This is a genomic window from Nostoc sp. (assembly GCF_036919675.1).
Classification (GTDB): domain Bacteria; phylum Cyanobacteriota; class Cyanobacteriia; order Cyanobacteriales; family Nostocaceae; genus Nostoc.
Genome location: NZ_JBALCP010000077.1, coordinates 84460 through 105875 on the forward strand (window position 1 = coordinate 84460; position 21416 = coordinate 105875).

Below are 21416 nucleotides of genomic sequence, written 5' to 3' on the forward strand. Positions count from 1 at the left end.
ACTCATTCACGAGTATAGGCCAAGTAACCTGATTACCCTGATAGAAACTATACCGCCCTATTGGGAACCGATCAAGGCAATAGCTTTATCATCGCGTTGGCAACTTGGAGACAGAAGAGGAGTTTCTCAAATGGCGATCGCCTTTATTCTTCGTTGACCGAATTCAAAAACCTTTACTTATTGGTCAAGGTGCAAACGATCCACGGGTGAAACAATCAGAAAGTGATCAAATTGTCAACGCAATGCAGGAGGCTGGTTTGCCAGTGCAATATGCACTTTACACAGCAATACAGTTCAGTTAAGCCTAAAACTCAACTTCTGCGTAGGTTGGGTTAAGGAACGAAACCCAACACTTCCGTGACTTTGTTGGGTTTCACTTCGTTCTACCCAACCTACAATTTTCTACAATTTTCTTAAGTGAACCGTATTGCTTTACACAGATGAAGCACATGGTTTTGCTAGACCAGAAAATCGCTTACACTTTTTTGCGATCGCAGAGGAGTTTCTTGCCAAATATTTAGGCGGTAGATTTGAACCTTTGGGAGATATCCCAGGTCATTCAGGAATAGTTAAATAAAGTTTCAAAAAGGTGGTTGGTGTAATTCACCGACCACCTTAATATCTTTAATCCAGTAAACGTATAAACTAAGAGGTCAGTGTAGCAAAACACAAAAATATTACACCCTATTTTTTGGCTTATTCATACTCAACTTTCGCTTGAAGTGCTATATCGAAGGCTTCTAAGTGTGACAAATCTTCAGCCCCCCATAGTTCACCGTTATTAATACCCTCTGGCGGTAATACGTTACAAATAGGCGGATTTAAAAAGATAGGTTTTTTTAGAGCGATACCCCAGACATCATATCCCTCATAACCACAACTCTTTTTGTAGTCAACAAGACTTTCTCCTAACAAGTGCAAATCTTTATCGGCAGCAAAGCTTTTTTCATCATATTTAAAAATTTTTTCAACAGTCATCCATCCTACAATTGCGTAAGGAGGAAATGTTTTCTCGTCGAATTCATAAGAGGCTATATATTCTTTTCCTTGTTCTGGATTGTAAAAGTCCAATGTATGAATTAATAGTGTACTGCCTTTGTAGTTCAATTCATGATTCATTGGGTCAAATATTACTAATGTTGTATACTCACCCAGCAGCAATTCTAGAGCCTCTTCAATGGACAGAGAAACAGCTAAATGTCTGTAAAAACCTCGTTGGTGATAAGCAGAATATTCATTAGGATTGACACGAGTAACTTGAGTATAAAAATCTTTTATATACTGTAAAAAATTTAACTTTGAATTTTTCGGTTTATAATGTTCTGTTATATCTTTTAACGTAGTTAAATAAGTACGAGCTTCAGAGGATTCTTTGATACGCATAAAACCAAAGCCAAAATTTCCACAAAATCTTTTGAATTCATTAAACTGTTTTGAATTCAATAATTGAGGTGAATCTCTTAAATAACCAGTACCAAAAGCGTCATAAGAATGACTATTTTTATAATTATTTGTAACTATCTCCTCACAAATAAATTTAGACCAAATATAATATTGTTTTGGCTTGTTACCTATCCCTACTATCAAAAAAATTGTATCGCCTACAGTATTTAAAACGGCTCTTTTCTTAGTTGATATACCAGGCGAAACTTCCTCATAATAATATTTTTCAATTAGGGATTCATCAAGAATCATTTCAACAGGTACATAACCTAAAACATTATAATTATGGTATTGAACCCAAAATTTCGGTTCAAAATCAATTTCCTTTTTCTTTCGGGTAGGTGTCCAAATATTGCAGTTATATTCTGGGTCAATTGTATTTATCCAGAATCTTTCTCTTTCTAGCAGTTTATCTTCTGTGCATTCTTCAATAACTTTAAAATCAAATAAACCTGTTTTTCCGGGTGTAGTCACTACCTCTTTTAGATCATATTTTAAAAAGGCATATCTAAGTGGATAACTTCCCATTTCTAAGACATTCGGCTTATCCAACCCTCTTGTGTGTTGTTTCCATCTCCTGTATATGTTTCGTGATTGTCCAATATAAGACTTACCATTAACAGTATTTGAAATCTGATAAATACCACAAACCATGTTTATTCTCCTTTCTGAAAAGATTTAATTGCCGCCTTAGCTTCAGGCAGTCAAATTTTCCCCCATCAGAGTTTAGTATTCCCAAAGTTTTTAGATATTTATCACCAACATCAACCTCACGATCTAATCCCGTGAATTGGGGTATATCCATGCTGAGTTGGCTAGATGTTAGTATGCTAAGAATCACTTGTGCAACAAAAATTTTTGTCCGCGCTCGAAAATTTACGATCCACTCCCAGGCAAAAAACTGCGTGATCGCACCTCTCAAATCACTTCGTCTGTCTGCCTTTTAACCACATTGCTTTATCCAGCGTTGAGTACTTGCTCTGTGGTTAGCTGTAATTCTGGGAAGATAGTAGAAGCGATCACAGTACTGAATAGTTTACCAAATTCATCATCTTAACCTATTATTTAAAACCACAGATAATTCATGGGTATTTATCTGTGGTTATATTTTCATCAAATTGACTTTTGCAAGAGGTTTAGTAAGCGCTTGATTATTTAAAGCGATCGCTTCCCTAAAATTGCTGTAAAAACCGTAAATCACTAGCATACAAACGACGAATATCATCGATTTGATGTAACACCATTGCAAAGCGTTCTACACCAAAACCGGCAGCAAACCCAGTATAAATTTCTGGGTCGTAACCCACAGACTTAAGTACATTTGGATCGACCATACCGCAGCCCATCACCTCTAGCCAGCGCCCATTCCACTGCAAATCCACCTCAGCCGAGGGTTCAGTAAACGGGAAATAACTAGCGCGGAAGCGAATTGGTAACTCGCCAAATATTGCTTGTAAAAATACCTTAATTGTGCCTTTGAGGTCTGTAAAAGTGAGTCCCTCGTCAATCGCTAAAAGTTCTATTTGATGGAATACCGCCGAGTGAGTCGCGTCTACATTATCTCGCCGATAAACTCGCCCTGGAGCCACAACCCGAACCGGTGGTTCCTCTCTTTCCATGTAACGAATTTGCACTGATGAGGTATGAGTCCGTAATAAATTACCATCTGGTAGGTAGAATGTATCCTGCATATCACGAGCAGGGTGATCAGGCGGGGTATTCAGAGCCTCAAAATTATAGTAATCTGTTTCCATCTCTGGTCCTTGAGCCACGGTGTAGCCCATACCAACAAAGATATCCAGTGCCCGGTCGATAATGCCATTGAGGGGATGAATGCGACCTTGGGGGTTATAAATTCCCGGTATAGTTACATCCAGAGTTTCTGCCTCTAGCAAAGCTTGAATTTGTGCAGATTCCAGGGCGGCGCGTTGCTGGTCTAGACTAGTTTGCAGGGATTCTTTGACTGTATTGGCGATCGCTCCAATTTTCGGTCGTTCCTCTGCGCTCATCTGCCCCATACTTCGCAACAGTGCCCCCAGTTCCCCTTTCTTACCCAGATAGTTAACTCTGAGTTCTTCCAGACGTTCTAAGGTATCAGCGGCTGCGATCGCTTTTTCTCCTTCTTGCCGCAGTGCTAAAAGTTGAGCTTCTAAATTGCTAGTCATTAGTTATTAGTCATTGGTCATTAGTCATTAGTTTATAGTCAAAAGCTGTGAACTGCTCGATAAATAAACTTACAGCTATGCCATTAACATCAGCCAAAGGTGAGGGTCGAAACCAAACTTCTGTTTATCAGTTAGAGACAATTGGGCTAGTACCGCAAGGCGGAAATCAAAAGTCAAAAGTCAAAAGTCAAAATGAATACAGCGTAAGCGTTTCGTTGATTTGGAATGGGTTGTTTATTTCCGCCGCGCTGTACTAGTACAGCAGGCGCATAAATCCAGCTAACATCTCAATTAACCAGACAAATTGCTCTGAGCACCTTGTTAAAGGTAGGCAAACTGACGCCACAGTGTACTAGTGAGTATGGATGTTTTTTTGCTGGCTGTGACCTACGACATTGACAAATGGCTAATAACAAATAACTAATAATTAATGACCAATGACCAATGACTATGAAATTACTAATTAGCAACGATGACGGCATTTCTGCCTTGGGTATCCGTACCCTAGCCAACTATTTGGCAGAGGCAGGTCATGATGTTAGTGTAGTTTGCCCAGATCGAGAGCGATCGGCAACTGGACATGGGTTAACTTTACACCAACCAATTCGCGCCGAAATTGTTGAAGGGATTTTTCATCCCGCTGTCAAAGCTTGGGCTTGCGATGGTACGCCTTCAGATTGCGTCAAATTGGCGCTGTGGGCTTTGCTAGATACTCCCCCCGATTTGGTTCTCTCTGGCATTAATCAAGGTGCGAATTTGGGAACTGAAATCTTGTATTCCGGCACTGTTTCGGCGGCAATGGAAGGTCTAATTGAAGGTATTCCCAGTGTAGCCCTAAGTCTTATTAGTCACACATCTAAAGACTTTCAACCTGCTGCTAAGTTTGCCAAAATTCTCGTAGACCAGTTAGCCCAAAAACCGCTGCCAGATTTAATGTTGCTCAACGTCAATATTCCTGCTGTTCAGTGGGAAGAAATTGCCGGAGTTACTCTTACCCGTCAAGGAGTGCGGCGTTACATTGATGTGTTTGATAAACGAGTTGATCCTCGTGGAAAAACGTACTACTGGTTAACCGGAGAGGTAATTGAGGAAGTAGAACCTCCAACCGGATTAAATCTGCCTCAAAATGTACCTACAGACGTGTACGTTGTACGTAAAAACTATATCAGTATTACCCCGTTACAATATAATCTTACTTACGTAACCGGATTAGATAAATTGTCTGAGTTGGAATTCAAGTTTTCGTGAATCATTTGATTAATGAGGAGAAAACTGGGGTTATTCAAATGCATCACAGAAAAATGTAGGCTATAACGTAGGGGCGCTCTTGAAATAACTTATACACACCCACCCCAAAAAATTGAGAATTTTACTTGAGAGTATCTTATCCACATTTACACAATTAGCCAGAAACAGGGTATGCTGTTTTACCAAGAAATCCTTCCTCTACCAAAATCGGTGAGACAGCATAAACTTAGACAAAATAAGTAGCAATTTTTTCATTTATCGCCCGCTCAGTCCAGCAAGCAACACCCATGTCTAGGATAGAGAACCAGTTTACCGTACAATTTTGGGGCGTTCGCGGCAGCATCCCCAGTCCAGGTCCACACACCGTTCGTTACGGCGGTAATACCCCTTGCATATCAATGCAAGCGGGCGATAAACGCTTAATTTTCGATGCTGGCACGGGACTACATGTTTTGGGGCAATCTTTGTTGTGCCAAATGCCGTTAGAAGCTCATATATTTTTTACCCACTCTCACTGGGATCACATGCAGGGTTTTCCCTTCTTTACCCCAGGATTTGTAAAGGGGAATGACTTTCATATCTACGGCGCGATCGCTCCTGATGGCTCTACCATAGAACAGCGCCTCAATGACCAGATGTTGCATCCGAACTTTCCTGTACCCTTGCAGATTATGCAAGCCAATTTAAATTTCTACGACATTCGACCGGGGCAACCAATACACATCGATGACGTTACTGTAGAAACAGCACCTTTAAACCACCCAGGTGAAGCCGTAGGATACCGCGTCAACTGGCGTGGTGGTGCTGCTGCTTATATTACCGATACCGAACATTTTCCTGACCGACTCGATGACAATGTGCTGTGGCTAGCTCGTAATGCTGACATTCTGATTTACGATTCCACCTATACAGACGAAGAATACCATAGCCCAAAAACCCCAAAAGTTGGCTGGGGTCATTCTACCTGGCAAGAAGCAGTGAAAGTGGCACAAGCTGCTAACGTCAAAACTCTGGCGATTTACCACCATGATCCCGCGCACAATGACGACTTTTTAGATCATGTAGGGAAACAAGCATCTGCGGAATTTCCTGGGGCTATCATGGCACGGGAAGGAATGGTACTCCAGGTTCCTACTTCAGTTTCTTTATCAGAATCTTTTCCTGTTAGTAAGTTTTCTACCTAAAGATTGCGATCGGAGGAATTGGAGATTTTAGATTAGATTGGTGATCAGAAGCTTTCAGCGCAAGAGCGTACTTGTTGGCTGCACGGTGAGACAGCGCTGCCCAGAGTTGTCAGAGCGCCGACCACAGGATAAGAGCGACAACAGGAGGACACACTTTATAGATTCTACCAATACAGCCCAGATACCCACAGACGCCCTCTCTTGCGGCTGATCAAAGGGTAAAACCTTGTTGCAGTCTCAACACGAAACTAGAGCCTTTTTAGCTCTGGTATTTGAGGTTATCTGGACTTAGCAATTAGCTGTCAACCAATTTTGGATTTTGGATTTTGGATTTTGGATTTTGGTGAAGCAGCGTGGTGAGCCAGGCGCGAACAAGTCGGGAAACCGCAAGGGCGTACTGCCTCCTTTATGCCTCTTAACCCGTCCACCGCAGTGGCTCCTCATGAGCGACTGCACCAAGCCGAAGGGATTGAAAGAAACCACTATCTTCTCTGCGAGACGCTCCGCGAACGTAGCGGAACGAAGTCTGGGTACTGGGCTGCTGAAGATTTTAAATTGAGGATTTTGGATTTGTTTCGCCCTAACATGGCGGAGCATGAACCAAAAAATCTAAAATCTAAAATCTAAAATCTAAAATCTAAAATTCGTAGTTAAGCTAATCGCAGAAGAAACCATCTTGGGTGACTTTCCGTGGCTTAGGCTTTTGGCTGATAGTTAAAAGGGGTGGCATTAACACCCTGGCTGATAGCACAAGACCTCATGGGCAGTTGGTGGAAGTTCAGACCGTCTACAAAAGCTGTCCTCCTCAAGGCGGTTTACCATAAGGTAGCTTCCTGCTGATAGCTAAAATAAACCTAAAATCTCAGAATCCACGTGCTAAATTTGTCTAAAAATGGGTGTTCTATGTGGGTTGCTTCTTCGAGCGAAGGGCTGCTAATGCCTACTGCTGTTGCCCTTGGCAAGTTTGATGGTGTTCATCTTGGTCATCAAAGGGTAATTCAACCAGTCTTGCACGCTGGTGGTCACTTGTCAGTAGCCAGTAGTCCGCAGTCAAAGGAAAATCAACAACTAACAACTGACAACGGACAATTGACAAATAAAGAATATACTTACTCAACAGTTGTCACCTTTGACCCCCATCCACAGGAGTTTTTTACGGGGCAACCCCGGACTTTGTTAACACCACTGGATGAAAAAGTCCAACAATTGCGATCGCTTGGGGTAGAACAACTGGTACTACTACCCTTTGACAAAGAATTATCTGCCTTGACACCCGAAGAATTCGTACAAAGAATTCTCGTGCAACAACTGCGATGCCAGCAAATTAGTATAGGGGAAGATTTTTGTTTTGGCGAAAAGCGCAGTGGTACTGCTAAGGATTTGCAATTAATCGCCGCCAAGCACAATATCCCCGTTACCATTGTTCCCTTACAAACTTATACAGGTGACTCGCCCACCCAAAGCAATTGCGTCAGTACTACTCCGACTCAGGATGCCCGCATTAGCACTTCATTGATCCGCCAAACCCTTGAGCACGGCGACATCGAAAACGCAAATCTTCTACTAGGACGCCCCTACACTCTCATTGGTGTTGTCGTTCAAGGTCAACAATTAGGCAGAACCATTGGCTTTCCCACCGCCAACCTCGAACTACCAAAAGAAAAGTTCTTGCCCCACCAAGGAGTTTATGCTGTCCGCGTTTTCACTCTCAGTGAAACATCAGATGCTACTCCTAGTGAGAGCTTGGGCATAATGAATCTCGGTAACCGCCCAACTGTAAACGGTACTTATTCATCTGCAGAAGTACATTTATTCGATTGGTCTGGTGATTTATATGGTAAAAAACTGGCTGTGCAGCTAGTTAAATTTTTGCGCCCTGAACAAAAATTTTCTTCTCTAGAAGCTCTGAAAACACAAATTCAACTTGACTGCATTGTTGCTAAAGAAGTTTTGAGTGCTGGAGCGCAAAGTTAAAACTTAGGAGACGCGATTAATCGCGTACAGGAGTTAGGAGTTAGGAGTGGGAATAATGTATTTAGGGAAATTGGGCATTGGGAATAATCCAGTTCCCAGTCCCCAGTCCCCATTACCCATTCCCTATTCCCCACTCCCCGCACTGCATGAGAGAAAAAATTGACGTTTTAACACAAAATCTGGCTCTTACCATCGTTGGTAAAACTGAGGCAATACGCTTGGTGCTAGTCGCCCTGCTAGGTGGTGGTCATGCCCTCCTAGAAGATGTCCCTGGCGTTGGTAAAACCCTGCTCGCTAAATCCCTAGCTCGTTCTGTGGATGGCAAGTTTCAACGGCTACAATGTACCCCTGATTTACTGCCAACTGATATCACTGGCACCAACATCTGGAACCCAAAAAGCGGTGAATTTACTTTTCTTCCTGGGCCAGTCTTTGCGAATATCCTCCTAACTGACGAAATCAACCGTGCTACACCCCGCACTCAGTCAGCTTTACTGGAAGTCATGGAAGAGCATCAGGTAACAGTCGATGGTGTCTCTCGTGCAGTTCCCCAGCCCTTCTTTGTTATTGCCACTCAAAACCCTATCGAGTATCAAGGTACTTTTCCTCTGCCGGAAGCGCAAATGGATCGGTTTATGTTGTCGCTGAGTTTGGGCTATCCTTCCGAGGCAGAAGAACTCCAGATGCTGCAAAATCTCCAAAATGGTGTAAAAGTTGCTGATTTGCAGCCTTGTATTACCTTGGCCGAAGTACAGGAATTGCGTTACTTCTGCTCTCAAGTAAAAGTGGCAACCTCCTTGCAACAGTACATCCTCGAATTGGTACGGGCAACACGCCAAGATGAGGAGATAGCCCTTGGTGTCAGTCCGCGTGGCACATTAGCATTACAACGGGCTGCCCAAGCGCTAGCTTTTCTATTAGGGCGTGATTATGTCATTCCCGACGATGTGAAATTTCTCGTCCCTCACGTTCTTTGCCATCGCCTCATCCCTAGAGGAGGACGCAACGCGAGAACTGTTGTTGAGCGGTTATTGCGATCGGTTTCTATTCCTTAAGACCTGAGTTCGATGTGAGAAAAAGTCTCTTAAACAGGTAGAAACGGAAGTAATCCTCCAAAGTTAGATCGGGTTTTAATTCTCAGTTATATAGCTATATTATCAATAAAAATAGCTATTTGGCTGCGATGCCTACGGCGGGCTATTCGGCATCGCACTATTAAATAGGTGTATTTTAATACCCCTAATTATTTAGCACCTCACTTTGGGGCACTGCTCCCGGCAGAAACTGACTTTTATTCGGTGCGGGTTAGATGATAACGATCGCCGAGGTTTCATCTCTTAAGAAATGTGTCTCTTGTAGTGAGTCTAAAGCGTAGAGAGCGCCTGGGGTTCCCCCAACTAGAGCAACTGGCGTTGGGCACTGCACATAACCTAAAAATAAGGGTTTGAGCGCACGGTAGGCAGTGCCCACCCGACAATAATTGCTTAAGAGTTTAGGGATTGTGACACTAAGTTAGTTTTATTACCCATAATAAAAAGAGTAACCCTTGAGCAATTTCTTGGTGTACTCTACTAGAGAATCATAACTATATTCTTGAATATGACTACGCAAACACTATCTGTACCAAAAGTTTATCAAGGTCAGTTTGGGGAATTTACAATTACTCAGAGCGATCGCACTGGCGTAATTATCTATCGGGCTGGGTTATTAGTAGCTGCACTCAGCTTTGCCATCGGCAGCACTTTGCTTTTGTTCAACAATAACTCGACTGTTTTAACCCTACTGACGCCTCTATATGCTTGTTTTAGTCTCGCTCTCGGTGTAAGTTTATTTACCATTCATATTTACCTGGCATCACTGCACCGAATGTTGCAAATTTTTTGGGCTATCGGTAGTATAGCATCAGTGATTCTGGCAATCTCTAGTAGTGAACCTTTGGCTCTCACTATTTACAATCAGCCTGTTACCTTATTTGGAGTTGGTTTTATCTTCGTTGCTTTGACAGGTATTTATTTTAAAGAGGCTTTTTGCTTCAATCGCCTGGAAACCAAAGTATTAACCCTAACAGTACCGCTACTGTTGTTAGGACATTTGGTGGGAATTCTACCAACTCAGGGGGAAAATGTTTTATTAGGAATTTGGGCGGCGTTGTTTTTGGTGTTTGCGCTGCGAAAGACAGTGCAAGCAATTTCTGCTGATATTGGAGATAAGTCTGTATTTACTTACTTGAAAGAACAACGTTTAGCTAAGGTTTAATGCAGACAAAAAATCGTCGGCGTCAAAAATTTCCAAAAATCAAACTAATAAAACGCCAAGAAATGTGGATACTTACGGCTCAGGGGTGGGCGATTGCAATCGCTTTGATTGCTTATTTAATATTTTTCACTATTACTCATGTACACTCATTTCTCGCCGTGACTTCCCCTATGAAATCAGCAGAAGTATTAGTCGTTGAAGGATGGCTGCCTGATTACGCAATAGAAGAAGCTTTGACTGAATTTAAAACCGGTTCTTATCGTCTAGTAATTACCACAGGAGGCACAATAGAAAAAGGAAATTATCTTAGCGAATACAAGAACTTTGCAGAAATGTCAGCCGCCACCTTCAAGAAACTCGGTTTAGAATCAGACAAGGTGGTAGCTGTTCCAACACCTATGGTAATTAAGGATCGTAGTTATGCATCTGCTGCCGAATTTAAGCGCTGGCTATCTAATTCAAATTTACAGCTACAATCAATTAATATTTTTTCCTTAGACGTTCACACCCGTAGGAGTTGGTTGTTGTTCAAAAAACTACTTACCCCTAACATTAAAGTTGGTGCGATTGCTGCCAAAACACAAGATTATGATCCAAACGAATGGTGGGGTTATAGCCAAGGCGTACGGACAATTATTGATGAAGCGATCGCTTATATTTATGCGCGGTTTTTGAATTGGAAAGCCTAAAAGTGATAATTAGTAATTCGTAATACTCGCCTTCTCTACGAAACCAGAGGCGAATGGCGAGAAGCAAGCTATCGTAATTCATAATTTCGAGTCACAAACTACGAATTATGTTGGTTCCTAACTACTTGTAGCAGTTTTCACTTGCTTGAAGTACAGCAATTCGTAGGGGCACACAGATGTGCGCCCCTAGCTTGTACCTCATTCATAGACGCGTAGCGGCTTTTAATTAAACGCTTAATCTGCCTGCTTTCTAGCCACTCGTTCTCAAGGCTGCTTGTGATGCAACCTCAAATTAAAAGATGGGGGTTATATTCCATTGAGCAGGACTATCGCCTTGCGGACTATTTACTTACTGAGAATTTGTAATAATGCTTGTCGATAAATTTTTATACCCTCTGCATTTAAATGGTCACCATCGCTCGTCAAATTCTCTTTAAGAACATTATTTTCATACAATGGTGCCAGTCCTGCTGGTGCAACTGGCACTTTTTCTGTTTCAGAAATTTGATTAATCAGAACATTAATTTGTTCAACTCTAGGAAGTGGGGCTGCTACAGTTGGATCTAAGCTTGCTGCAACTGTTGAATAAAAAGCCGGAATGAGAAAAATCTCTTTAGTTCCCATTGTGCGGATCAGTGCGATCGCCTCTTGCAGATTTTTGCTAAATAACTGATCACTAATTCCATACCAAGCATCATTTCCACCTATGGCAATAATCGCTTTTTCGCATTTAAGTTTGGTAGGAATTAAACTTTTCAGTTGTTCCAGTAATGAAATTGTACTCAGACCATTTAACCCAAAATTAAAAGTACCATTCCCAAGGGTATTACCAAGTTCAGCCGAAATAGAATCACCAAATAAGCAACCTGAGAACTGTTTACCTTGGGCGGCGAGTATCTGATATTGCAGTGAAATTTGCCCTAAGGGTGAAGAACTTACATTGTCTTTTGGTGGTGCATCAGCAGAACCAGAAGATGCATTTGCCATGCTGAGTAGCTTGGAAATTTTTGACACGTCAATAACTAGTTGATTACTGGGATAGGCTTCTAGAAAGCTGGTTATTCCTAAACCTTCTGGTGATTTTGCTCCTAAGATAATAGCAGCTCGTAGGGCTTGTATACTGCCTTGATCACGACGGGCGATCGGGGAGCGTGTCGGAAAGACAGTCGCTTGGGAAGCAAAAGATAAAATTTGCTTGCCTATTCCTGTATTTATCAGCTTATCTAAAGCCGCAATATCAAGAGACATTTTCACCTGAAGAGCATCTTGGAACTTCTGTTTATCCTTAGCGCTGAGGTAACCTAAGAAAGATTGCAAATCGCCAGAAACCTTTTGCGTCTCGGCATACTTGCGTATATCTGCCACTGGGAGCGATTGCTCAAACAATCCGTACCTGGCAACAATCTTTTCCGCGGCCAAACTCGGCAACAAACCAAGACAACTATGCAGCAGTAAAAATATTAAGCACCCAGATAGGCATATTAAAAGACGATAGAAATATTGCATCGCAGAAGATAGTGGAATAGTCAACAGTTAATAGTCAATGGTCAAGAGTCAAGAGTCAAGAGCCAAGAGTCAATATTTAATAGTCAAAGGCTGAACTTCCACCCTCAAAGGCTCAACTTTCACCCTTAAGGGACTTCCTAGTTAAAAAAACATCCCATCGTAGGGGCGCAAGGCCAAGATCCCCTACAAATCTACAAATAATTTTGGATAATTTATTTTTTGTCAATCCCTAAAGGCTCAACTTCCACCCTCAAAGGTTCAACTTCCATGTTTTAAGAAACTTCCCCATCTCCTCCACTCCCTTTTTATATCAACAGCTAAACCTAATTTGGGAATACTCAATCCAGTAGGCGTGAGGATAGAACCGTGGTAGAGGAAGGTGCATATTGGCTAGCTTGGACGCAAATTTCTGGAATTGGCCCGGTATTACTGCGACGGCTGCAACAGCATTTTGGCACGTTGGCAACAGCTTGGAACGCTACCAAGGTCCAGTTAGGAGAGGTAGAGGGTTTTGGTTTTCAAACACTAGAAAAAGTAGTACAACAGCGATCGCGTTTGCACCCAGAACAATTATTCACCAAGCACCAGCAGGAAAATTCCCATTTCTGGACACCAGCAGATGCAGATTATCCCCGCTTACTGCTGGAAACTCCGAGTCCACCGCCCATTTTATACTATCGCGGTGAAGTCGAACTCCAAGAAAATCTTGGACAAAAACCGATGGTTGGGATTGTCGGAACACGCCAACCCTCAGAATACGGCATTCGTTGGACTCGCCAAATTAGTACAGCTTTGGCTAAAAATGGTTTTACAGTTGTTTCTGGGATGGCAGAGGGAATTGACACAGAAAGCCACATCGCCGCTATGAAAGCAGGTGGACGCACGATCGCAGTTTTGGGAACTGGTGTAGATGTCATCTATCCGCATAAAAATCGGGATTTGTACAAGCAAATTTTGACGGCTGGGTTAGTCATGAGTGAGTACCCCACGAAAACCCCACCCGATCGCACGCACTTTCCCCGCCGCAACCGAATTATTGCAGGTTTAAGCCGCGCTATCCTGGTAATGGAAGCGCCGTTAAAATCTGGTGCTTTAATAACAGCTACCTACGCAAATGAATTTGGCAGAGATGTCTATGCACTGCCTGGGAGACTAGACGATCATCCATCCCAAGGGTGTTTAAAGTTACTGAGTCAGGGAGCAACTTTCATTCTTAAGGAACTAGATGAACTGTTAACAATGCTAGGAGCAATACCACAAATTGATGGAATCGAGGCTTCCACAGCACCAGAACAGTTAATGCCAACTTTGTCGCCAGAATTGCAAACGGTAATGGATGCACTTGCTAGTGATGCTTTACCCTTCGATTTTATTATCCAACAAACCGGCATGGCTGCTGGCTCAGTTTCCGGTGCCTTATTACAGTTGGAACTTATGGGTTTAATTTCGCAACTGCCCGGAATGCGGTATCAAAAAAGTTAAGAGTTAAAAGAGAATAGCATTATTTAGCTTTTTAACTTTGTTTTTAGCAATTTAACCCTGAGATTTATGGGAATATAAAAATACAATTTTTATATAAAAACAAACTACTCAATTGTATAGTCGAATGGCAGAGTCGCGTTAGGATTAAAACCGTTACTCTCAATCGGGTGAGGTTGGCAGGCAATCAGCTCTAGTTCGCCGCTCATTTATGAGGGAGAGTGGATGTAATGAACAATGCAAAATTCCAAAATCCCAAATTATCTTTGGGGATAATACTGCGGATTCATAACTGGAGATTGATAACCATTTGCCGGCACAGTACCCCCCATACTGTTGGGTACAGGATTCACAACAGGAGGCTGATAAATACTCATGGGCACGGTGCCTGTCGTCCCGTTGGATAAAGCAGGACTCCCAACAGGGGGTTGATAACCATTTGCGGGTATAGTGCTTGTGGTACTGTTGGGTGTAACAGCATTCTGACTAAACTCTTGGTAGGCAGCACTAGAAATTGAGCTAATCAGTTTTTCGGCGCGAGGGTCGTTATTTGGGCGTTGGACCATGACCGCAGCTATGTAGCGCTTGCCAGTTGGCAAAGCAACTAAACCTGTATCTGCTAACATTGTGCCAATATCGCCAGTTTTGTGGTATATTCTCGCGCCTGTTCCCAAACCCGATGGTAGCAGAGTGTCTCTCTGAGTGCGACGCAAGATATCGAGCATGATATCGCGTGATGGCATACTCACTAAATTTCCCTGACTCACAATCGCCATTAAATTCCCTAATTCCCTCGGACTAGTGGTGTTTGTCCCTTCCAAATCTGGGAGTTGATTGCGAATTATTGTGTTTGTCAATCCCCAGTTCCGGAAACGCTGGTTTAAAGCTTCCATTCCTCCCAGTCGGGCAATCAGCATATTTGTCGCTGTGTTGTCGCTGATTGTAATCATTTTAGTGGCGACTTCCAGAGCGGCGGACTGGGTTCCGGCTGGTTTGTATTGCAGATTTCCAGAACCACCAGCTATCATATCCTGTTGCATGGTCAGCATTTCATCCAGGCGAATTTTCCCCGCGTCCACATCCTGGAAAAAGGCAATCAAAATCGGCAGTTTAATTGTGCTAGCTGCTGGAAAACTGGTGGAGCCATTGACATCTACATAATTACCAGTATCCAAATCTACTAAGAAAACTCCGGGTGTAAGATTTGGGTTGGTCGCCGCCAAATTTTGCACGGCATTTTTCAAAGGGATAATTTCTTGGGATAGGTATAGGCTCGAACCTGGGGCTGGGGGAGTTTGGGTAGGTTGTGGCTGCGATCGCGCCACATTACTATTAGATTGCGTCGCCGAATTTGTGCTGATGCGATTAGCCGGGTCTAATACTGACAACACTGTGCCAACAATTGCACCCATACCCACACCGACAATTAACAACCGCACAACATACAACATGGTTTTGGCCATTGGCTTTAATCGCGTCTTCCGTGATGATCGCCGACCTCTTTTTGGCTTTTCCATTTGCACTGTTTTCACCATCACAGCACCTGGTCGAAAAGGAGGAATTTTCCCCTTCACACTAGGTATTGGTTTTACTGCTGCTGGCATGACTAACCCCGATTTTACCCTGCGTGTAGCAGTAGGGATTGGGGGAGGACTGCTCTGATCTTTTGGGCGTGTTTGCGCCGCTTCTTTGCCAGTAGCACCTTGCTGCTTCTGGCTCTTAACTTTCACTTTCTTCTGTACCACTTTTTGAACCTTTTGTGGACGCTGGCGGCCATTTAAGGGTTGACGCCGCGAGAAAGCTGTTAATTCGTCACTTGAATCTGACACCGTTACTCCTTGTGACCCACTAGGCTTTTTTATTGCAGACTCCTGACCCAAAACTTAATCTTTAAGCAATATTAATACTCAAATTCAACTTTGCCACTATGTAGCATTTTTATGTTTATTAAGCCATCTTAATTATTTTGGGGGGATGATTGCGTACATATTAAACGAATAATTACAAGTTTTCACCATCCCTCTGGTTTTTAAGCGCCCATTCTACCTGCTGCAAAATCCCTCGCAGCATGGCTACTTCCCCTGTTTTCAGGTGAGCGCGATTATATAATTGGCGAAATTTTTCCATGCGACTAGCTGCCGTATGTGGATACACATAACCAATTTTCAATAATAATGATTCTAATTGCTGGTAGTATCCTTCCACAACTTCTATTGGTGCAAGTTCTGTTTGGGGTAAAGTCTGAGTATCCGGTTGTTCTCCACATTGTGACAATTCATAACAGCAGATTGCTACGGCGGTGGCTAAATTCAGGGCTACATAATTTGGACTCGTGGGAATGCCAACAAACCTTTGTGCATAATTTAATTCTTCATTGCTTAATCCCCGGTCTTCCCTGCCAAAAATCAGGGCTGCGGGTTTTTCTGGTTCCTCCAGTAACCAGGGTAGTGCAGTGCGGGGTTTTTCTAAGGGTGTTTCCCAACTCCGAACGCGACCAGTAGTAGCGATCGCCCGTACACATCCATGCAATGCTTCTGGTAATGTCGCCACTAATACCGCAGATTCTAAAATTTCCTTAGCATGAACAGCCATCTTCAAAGCTTCCACTGATAGCGGATCGCATTGGGGATTTACTAATACTAAATGATGTATTCCGAAATTTTTCATAACTCTGGCGATCGCCCCGACATTTATCGGCCCAGCTGGCTCTACCAACACAATTCTTAATCCAGCCAAGCCCATTTTTTGCCTCCTGCGATCGCACCAGATAATACTTACAGGCTAATTCTCAGCATTGGATGTTCTGCTGAAGAGTTTCCTTTAAATCATTTTAGCTGTGTATCTGATCCATGAAATCGACTAAGGTTATAAAGTTGTCATCTACAAAAGATTAAAGTGTGAACTCAATCCTCATGGATTACCCTGTAGAAGCCAATCGTCCGCCGATTGCTCGGTTTCGACTGAACGAATCGCACTTTATTTGCGGCGTTGCCATCTCCGGGCAACTCGCATCCTATACTTAATATTTGTGGATGCGAGTTGAAAGAGATTTTTTAGCAATTTAGATAGACAAAACCCAATCGCCTAAAAGTTGGTTTACTCTATCGGGTACTTCATCATGGGGGCAATGACCGGCTGTTAGGAAATGTTCTGTGAGTTTAGGATAATATTGACGAAACTTTTGGGAACGTTCTCTAGCATTCATCCAAGGGTCAGCTTCTCCCCACAACATCAACAGAGGACAAGTTAATTGCTTTAGTAGCACATCAACTTTTTCTCCTTGAGGAGTGCTAAAGACTGACACAAATACTTCCATTGCACCCGAATCATAAGCAGGGCGAGAAATTTCTTCTACCAATTGGTCTGTAATCGCACTCTTGTCAAGATAAACTTTTTCTAGAGTTTGTCGAATTACCCAACGTTGTCGCACGTATTGAAATAACAGAGATTGGGCTAAAGGTTGTTGAAAAATCCACTTAGTACTGTCACCGAGAAGTTTCTGCAAAGTAGTGGGTTGTTTAGGTGGCTGAATTTCTGATTGTAAAGCTTCAGGCTCAGATGTAGGCTGGCTTTCGCTAAAAGGTCCGGCACTATTGAGTAACACTAAACCAGCCGCACTGTCGGGACATTGTGCTGCAACACACAAGCCAGCATAGCCACCAAGGGAATTACCCGCTAATACTGCTTTTTGACCAATTACTTCCCTGATAAAATCATGGAGTTGATCGCGCCACAAGTCACCGCTGTACTGTAATTTTGGTTTTGCCGATCGCCCGAATCCCAAAAGGTCGATCGCAAATACTTCAAAATTTTGACACAATCCTGTGATATTCTTGCGCCAGTGGTCTGTGGAAGCACCAAATCCATGTACCAAAAGCAAGGGCGGACGTTGCGATTGTTTTTCTCCCGCACGCACATAGTAAACGTTGTGCCCGCGCCACTGCCAATATTTACCAGGAATTGGGGTTGTAGAGGGGGCTGTAGTTGCCTGCATAATCATAAGAAATGTTAAGTAGCTTTTAATAATTGTAGGCTAGTGCAAGAAGAGAGTCGGGGGAGATGAGGCAGAAATAACTAATGACTAAAGAAAGATTAATTACAGGTAAAACTCAACTGCTGGGTGTAATTGGACATCCGGTGGAACATTCGCTATCGCCAGTCATGCATAATGCAGCGATCGCTCATTTAGGATTAGATTACGTTTATCTCCCCTTTCCTATAGCACCAGAGAATTTAGAGGTAGCGATCGCAGGTTTCGCCGCTATTGGGGTTGTTGGCTTTAATGTGACAATCCCTCATAAACAGGCAATCATACCCCTCCTCTCAGAAATTACACCACTCGCTCAAACTATCGGCGCAGTGAATACTGTTAGTCGCCAAAATAATCAATGGGTGGGGACAAATACAGATATAAAAGGATTTATCGCTCCTTTGCAGACAACGTATAAGCAGGATTGGAGTCAGAAAGTGGCGGTAATTTTAGGCAATGGTGGCGCAGCTAGGGCAGTTGTAGCAGGTTGTCACCAGCTAGGTTTTGCCAAAATTCATGTTGTTGGGCGGAATGTGCAGAGATTAGAAGAATTTGGCAATAGTTGGAGCAATTCACCCATAAGTGAGAATTTACAAGTTTATGAATGGGAGGAACTTTCAAAGCTAATTCCCGAAGCTAATCTGCTGGTAAATACAACCCCCATTGGTATGTATCCTAAGGTTGATGAGTCGCCTTTGAGTGCAGAAGAAATAGCGAATTTGCCAACTGGTGCGATCGCTTACGATTTAATATATATCCCTAAACCGACGCAATTTCTAGAGCAAGCAGAAAAACAAGGTGCAATTGCGATCGATGGATTGGAAATGTTAGTCCAACAAGGGGTAGCAGCATTAAAAATTTGGTTGCAGCCGGAAACTGTGCCTGTAGAAGTGATGCGCCAAGCATTACTAAATCACCTGGGCTTAGGGAAATAAGGTATTCCAAAACTAATGCACCAATTCTCTAGGATTTCTGGCTTTCAAGGCAAAGTATTCTCGCGCACAGGTTTCATCGTCTTGTACTCATTCCCACAGGGCATTGAAAACTTGAATGCGATCGCCTAATCTCAGCTTTAGTGCATCCTCAAAGTAAGAATACTTATTAAAGTAATATGACTCGACATGATTTAACTATTGCCAACCGGAGCATTGGCAGATAAATTGTATTTCTTTGGAGTCCTTATTACCGCACTTTAATTTATGTTTGCTAAACCCAAAATACTTTTATCATGGCTTGCATTATTACTAAGCTTTGCAAGTCTGTTTCTCAGTTCTTGGATTCTTCTTCCGGCTCCAAATATGTTTTTACTGACGCTAGCAGTGGGAGCGCCAGAAATCAGTCCTTGGTTATTATTATTAAATTTTCTCTCTTTATCACTTGTTTTATTCTACATCCGTCGCCGTAAACTACAGCGTTTAGCTTGTATTTTCAGTTTGATAGGATTGCTAATTTGTGGATGGGTGCTAGTGAATATCCCACTAACTGAAATGCAGATGGCTAAAGCGATGAAACAAGGATTGGGAGCAAATTATCTAGAGCAAATTCCAGTCCAAGTAAGGGCTAAGATGCAAACCCATCCCTTTAATTTAGTTAATTCCTTCCGGGGTATTGCATTAGGTAAAACGCGTCATCAAAAAAATATTCTTTTTGCTTCTCCTGCGGGAGTGCCTTTAAAAATGGAAGTTTACCAACCCCCAGAGGTTGGGAAATATCCAGCAGTCGTAGTAATTTATGGTGGAGCTTGGCAATATGGCAATCCTCATGCCAATTCCGAGTTTAATCAATATATTGCAAATCGTGGATATACAGTATTTGCGATCGACTATCGACACGCACCTAAATATCGCTTTCCAACTCAGTTAGATGACGTGCGTACAGCCCTAAATTTTATTCGCAAACATGCAGCGGAATATGAAGCCGATCCAGAACACATGGTACTTTTAGGACGTTCTGCGGGAGCGCACCTAGCAATGCTAGCGGCTTATCAACCAGATGCACCACCTATTCGTGGTGTGGTGGACTATTATGGGCCTGTTAACTTAACTGAAGGATACAAAACACCGCCAGTTCCCGATCCTATCAATACCCGCGCTGTTTTAAAAGCATTTCTCGGTGGTTCTTTAGAAGAATTGCCTAATCAGTATCAAATTGCTTCACCGATAAATTATCTAACGCACCCTTTACCACCAACTTTATTAATTTACGGCAGTCGTGACCATTTGGTAGAAGCGCGATTTGGTAGACAGATGTATGAACGTTTACATGACTCTGGTAATACTGCGGTTTTTTTAGAAATTCCTTGGGCAGAACATGCTTTTGATGCCGTTTTCAACGGTGTGAGCAATCAATTAGCGTTGTATTATACCGAGAGGTTTTTGGCTTGGGCGTTGTTCAAGCAATAATTTCATCAACATACAGCAGCAGTCAGAGCATAAAGACTCATTCACGAGTATCAAAGACTTATCAACGGAGTTCAAAGGTGGATGAATGAGTATCAAAGGTGGATGAACGAGTATCAAAGACTTATCAACGGAGTTCAAAGGTGGATGAATGAGTATCAAAGGTGGATGAACGAGTATTAAAGACTCATCAACGGAGTTCAAGGGTGGATGAACGAGTATCAAAGGTGGATGAACGAGTATCAAAGGTGGATGAACGAGTATTAAAAACTCAGCACGGGCTAAACGCCCCGCTATCCATGTACAGCACTACTTCTGAGGCCAGCGCCAATTGTAGCGATTCCATTCGTACATTCCTTGAATTTCATACTCAGCGCCGTTGAAGAAGCGGACGACGCAGTTAGTAGAGGAATCATCGCCGTTGCTAATCTCCTCGACCTGAATCACCATACAGGGAAACCATTCGCGCTTACAAGGGCCATCTTGTTGCACCCATTCCCATAGTGCATTGGAAACTTCAATGCGATCGCCTACTCTTAACTTTAGTGCATCCTCAAAATAAGAATACTTATCAAAATGGTATGACTCAACACGATTCAGCCACTGTAAACCATAGCGTTGCCGGATAAATTGTACTGTTCCAGAGTCGTTTTCCAGTAACCAGTCGTTGAGTAATTGCACTTTCCAAGTGCGGTTAAGTTGTTCTTCATCCTTAACAAACTGTAAAAATACTTCCAACTCCTCTGGATTTAGTTCGTCTAAGGGATTAGGAATACCTGACGCCCCAGAGGTATTTCCCGGAATTTGCTCGACCACTTGCAGTAATATCTGTTTCTGCGTGTCAGTGAGAGGACAGCTTGCTGCATCACAATCATTAAAGGCTGCGAGCATAGCTGCTTCAATCTCATCTGGAGTCATAAGTTAATAGCAATGGAGGGTTTATTTCCCTAATTATTACAAAGGTTAAATTAAAGTCTTCAATCCTGTTGTACTTAAAATCAGGTAAGCTGAGGCTAGAAGTTAGATATTGTTGGATTAAGTCA

General features: G+C 42.6%; 23 protein-coding genes. 15 read left to right on the top strand and 8 right to left on the bottom strand.

From position 1 onward, the window contains the following. Positions 1 to 104: 104 nt before the first annotated feature. On the top strand, positions 105 to 302 hold the full coding sequence (locus tag V7K49_RS16165) for an alpha/beta hydrolase family protein (protein ID WP_335206422.1): 198 nt from the start codon (positions 105 to 107) through the stop codon (positions 300 to 302). A gap of 125 nt (positions 303 to 427) precedes the next feature. Further along, the gene (locus V7K49_RS16170; protein ID WP_335206423.1) at positions 428 to 577 is read left to right on the top strand and encodes a hypothetical protein; all 150 of its coding nucleotides are present in this window, start codon (positions 428 to 430) and stop codon (positions 575 to 577) included. 119 nt (positions 578 to 696) lie between these two features. Here the strand turns inward: V7K49_RS16170 and V7K49_RS16175 are convergent, their stop codons facing one another. Next, entirely contained in the window at positions 697 to 2097 is a 1401-nt protein-coding gene (locus tag V7K49_RS16175) for a GIY-YIG nuclease family protein (protein WP_335206424.1), read from the bottom strand. 518 nt (positions 2098 to 2615) lie between these two features. Then, complete coding sequence (gene pheS / locus V7K49_RS16180; protein WP_335206426.1) at positions 2616 to 3608, bottom strand: phenylalanine--tRNA ligase subunit alpha; 993 nt, start codon at positions 3606 to 3608, stop codon at positions 2616 to 2618. A gap of 77 nt (positions 3609 to 3685) precedes the next feature. On the opposite strand from pheS, the gene V7K49_RS16185 reads away from it, so the two are divergent. The 7 genes from V7K49_RS16185 to V7K49_RS16215 all read left to right on the top strand — a co-directional run bounded on the left by V7K49_RS16185 (position 3686) and on the right by V7K49_RS16215 (position 9069). Then, positions 3686 to 3865, top strand: coding sequence for a hypothetical protein (locus V7K49_RS16185; RefSeq protein WP_334870113.1), 180 nt, complete (start codon positions 3686 to 3688; stop codon positions 3863 to 3865). Between the two features lie 193 nt (positions 3866 to 4058). Then, entirely contained in the window at positions 4059 to 4856 is a 798-nt protein-coding gene (gene surE / locus V7K49_RS16190; RefSeq protein WP_334796928.1) for a 5'/3'-nucleotidase SurE, read from the top strand. A 287-nt stretch (positions 4857 to 5143) separates the two neighbouring features. Further along, positions 5144 to 6040 carry an MBL fold metallo-hydrolase gene (locus tag V7K49_RS16195; RefSeq protein ID WP_335206428.1) on the top strand — a complete coding sequence of 299 codons (897 nt, stop codon included), beginning with the start codon at positions 5144 to 5146 and terminating at the stop codon, positions 6038 to 6040. 408 nt (positions 6041 to 6448) lie between these two features. Continuing rightward, positions 6449 to 6667, top strand: coding sequence for a hypothetical protein (locus V7K49_RS16200; RefSeq protein WP_334870110.1), 219 nt, complete (start codon positions 6449 to 6451; stop codon positions 6665 to 6667). Positions 6668 to 6720: 53 nt separating this feature from the next. Then, positions 6721 to 6864 (top strand): hypothetical protein, encoded by a 144-nt coding sequence (locus V7K49_RS16205; RefSeq protein ID WP_334870108.1) that lies wholly within the window; start codon positions 6721 to 6723, stop codon positions 6862 to 6864. Between the two features lie 49 nt (positions 6865 to 6913). Next, positions 6914 to 8014, top strand: coding sequence for a bifunctional riboflavin kinase/FAD synthetase (locus V7K49_RS16210; protein WP_273766026.1), 1101 nt, complete (start codon positions 6914 to 6916; stop codon positions 8012 to 8014). Between the two features lie 146 nt (positions 8015 to 8160). Next, positions 8161 to 9069: an AAA family ATPase gene (locus V7K49_RS16215; protein ID WP_334870104.1), complete on the top strand. Its 909-nt coding sequence runs from the start codon at positions 8161 to 8163 to the stop codon at positions 9067 to 9069. Positions 9070 to 9319: 250 nt separating this feature from the next. Here V7K49_RS16215 and V7K49_RS16220 read toward each other — a convergent pair whose 3' ends face one another. After that, complete coding sequence (locus V7K49_RS16220) at positions 9320 to 9484, bottom strand: hypothetical protein (RefSeq protein ID WP_334870102.1); 165 nt, start codon at positions 9482 to 9484, stop codon at positions 9320 to 9322. 129 nt (positions 9485 to 9613) lie between these two features. Between V7K49_RS16220 and V7K49_RS16225 the strand changes: the two genes are divergently transcribed. Together V7K49_RS16225 and V7K49_RS16230 are read left to right on the top strand one after the other, a co-directional pair. Next, on the top strand, positions 9614 to 10270 hold the full coding sequence (locus V7K49_RS16225; protein ID WP_334870099.1) for a DUF2301 domain-containing membrane protein: 657 nt from the start codon (positions 9614 to 9616) through the stop codon (positions 10268 to 10270). After that, positions 10270 to 10959: an ElyC/SanA/YdcF family protein gene (locus V7K49_RS16230; RefSeq protein ID WP_335206429.1), complete on the top strand. Its 690-nt coding sequence runs from the start codon at positions 10270 to 10272 to the stop codon at positions 10957 to 10959. The genes V7K49_RS16225 and V7K49_RS16230 overlap by 1 nt, the downstream gene beginning before the upstream one ends. Before the next feature lie 345 nt (positions 10960 to 11304). On the opposite strand, the gene V7K49_RS16235 is transcribed toward V7K49_RS16230, so the two are convergent. Further along, complete coding sequence (locus V7K49_RS16235; protein WP_335206430.1) at positions 11305 to 12489, bottom strand: alpha/beta hydrolase; 1185 nt, start codon at positions 12487 to 12489, stop codon at positions 11305 to 11307. Positions 12490 to 12831: 342 nt separating this feature from the next. Here V7K49_RS16235 and dprA point away from each other — a divergent pair, with 342 nt between their 5' ends. Next, positions 12832 to 13947 (top strand): DNA-processing protein DprA, encoded by a 1116-nt coding sequence (dprA, locus tag V7K49_RS16240; protein WP_335206431.1) that lies wholly within the window; start codon positions 12832 to 12834, stop codon positions 13945 to 13947. A gap of 257 nt (positions 13948 to 14204) precedes the next feature. Here dprA and V7K49_RS16245 read toward each other — a convergent pair whose 3' ends face one another. Together V7K49_RS16245 and V7K49_RS16250 are read right to left on the bottom strand one after the other, a co-directional pair. Next, entirely contained in the window at positions 14205 to 15773 is a 1569-nt protein-coding gene (locus V7K49_RS16245) for a serine hydrolase (RefSeq protein WP_335206433.1), read from the bottom strand. Positions 15774 to 15945: 172 nt separating this feature from the next. Then, positions 15946 to 16686: an RNA methyltransferase gene (locus tag V7K49_RS16250; protein WP_335206435.1), complete on the bottom strand. Its 741-nt coding sequence runs from the start codon at positions 16684 to 16686 to the stop codon at positions 15946 to 15948. A 155-nt stretch (positions 16687 to 16841) separates the two neighbouring features. Between V7K49_RS16250 and V7K49_RS16255 the strand changes: the two genes are divergently transcribed. Then, a complete protein-coding gene (locus V7K49_RS16255; RefSeq protein ID WP_335206437.1) occupies positions 16842 to 16967 on the top strand; it encodes a hypothetical protein in 126 nt (41 codons plus the stop codon). Positions 16968 to 17005: 38 nt separating this feature from the next. Here the strand turns inward: V7K49_RS16255 and V7K49_RS16260 are convergent, their stop codons facing one another. Beyond that, positions 17006 to 17938, bottom strand: coding sequence for an alpha/beta fold hydrolase (locus V7K49_RS16260; protein WP_335206438.1), 933 nt, complete (start codon positions 17936 to 17938; stop codon positions 17006 to 17008). 83 nt (positions 17939 to 18021) lie between these two features. On the opposite strand from V7K49_RS16260, the gene V7K49_RS16265 reads away from it, so the two are divergent. Together V7K49_RS16265 and V7K49_RS16270 are read left to right on the top strand one after the other, a co-directional pair. Further along, positions 18022 to 18909: a shikimate dehydrogenase gene (locus V7K49_RS16265; protein ID WP_335206439.1), complete on the top strand. Its 888-nt coding sequence runs from the start codon at positions 18022 to 18024 to the stop codon at positions 18907 to 18909. Between the two features lie 264 nt (positions 18910 to 19173). After that, the gene (locus tag V7K49_RS16270; RefSeq protein ID WP_335206440.1) at positions 19174 to 20376 is read left to right on the top strand and encodes an alpha/beta hydrolase; all 1203 of its coding nucleotides are present in this window, start codon (positions 19174 to 19176) and stop codon (positions 20374 to 20376) included. A 306-nt stretch (positions 20377 to 20682) separates the two neighbouring features. Here the strand turns inward: V7K49_RS16270 and V7K49_RS16275 are convergent, their stop codons facing one another. After that, positions 20683 to 21291 carry a hypothetical protein gene (locus tag V7K49_RS16275; protein WP_335206441.1) on the bottom strand — a complete coding sequence of 203 codons (609 nt, stop codon included), beginning with the start codon at positions 21289 to 21291 and terminating at the stop codon, positions 20683 to 20685. Between the last annotated feature and the right edge of the window lie 125 nt (positions 21292 to 21416).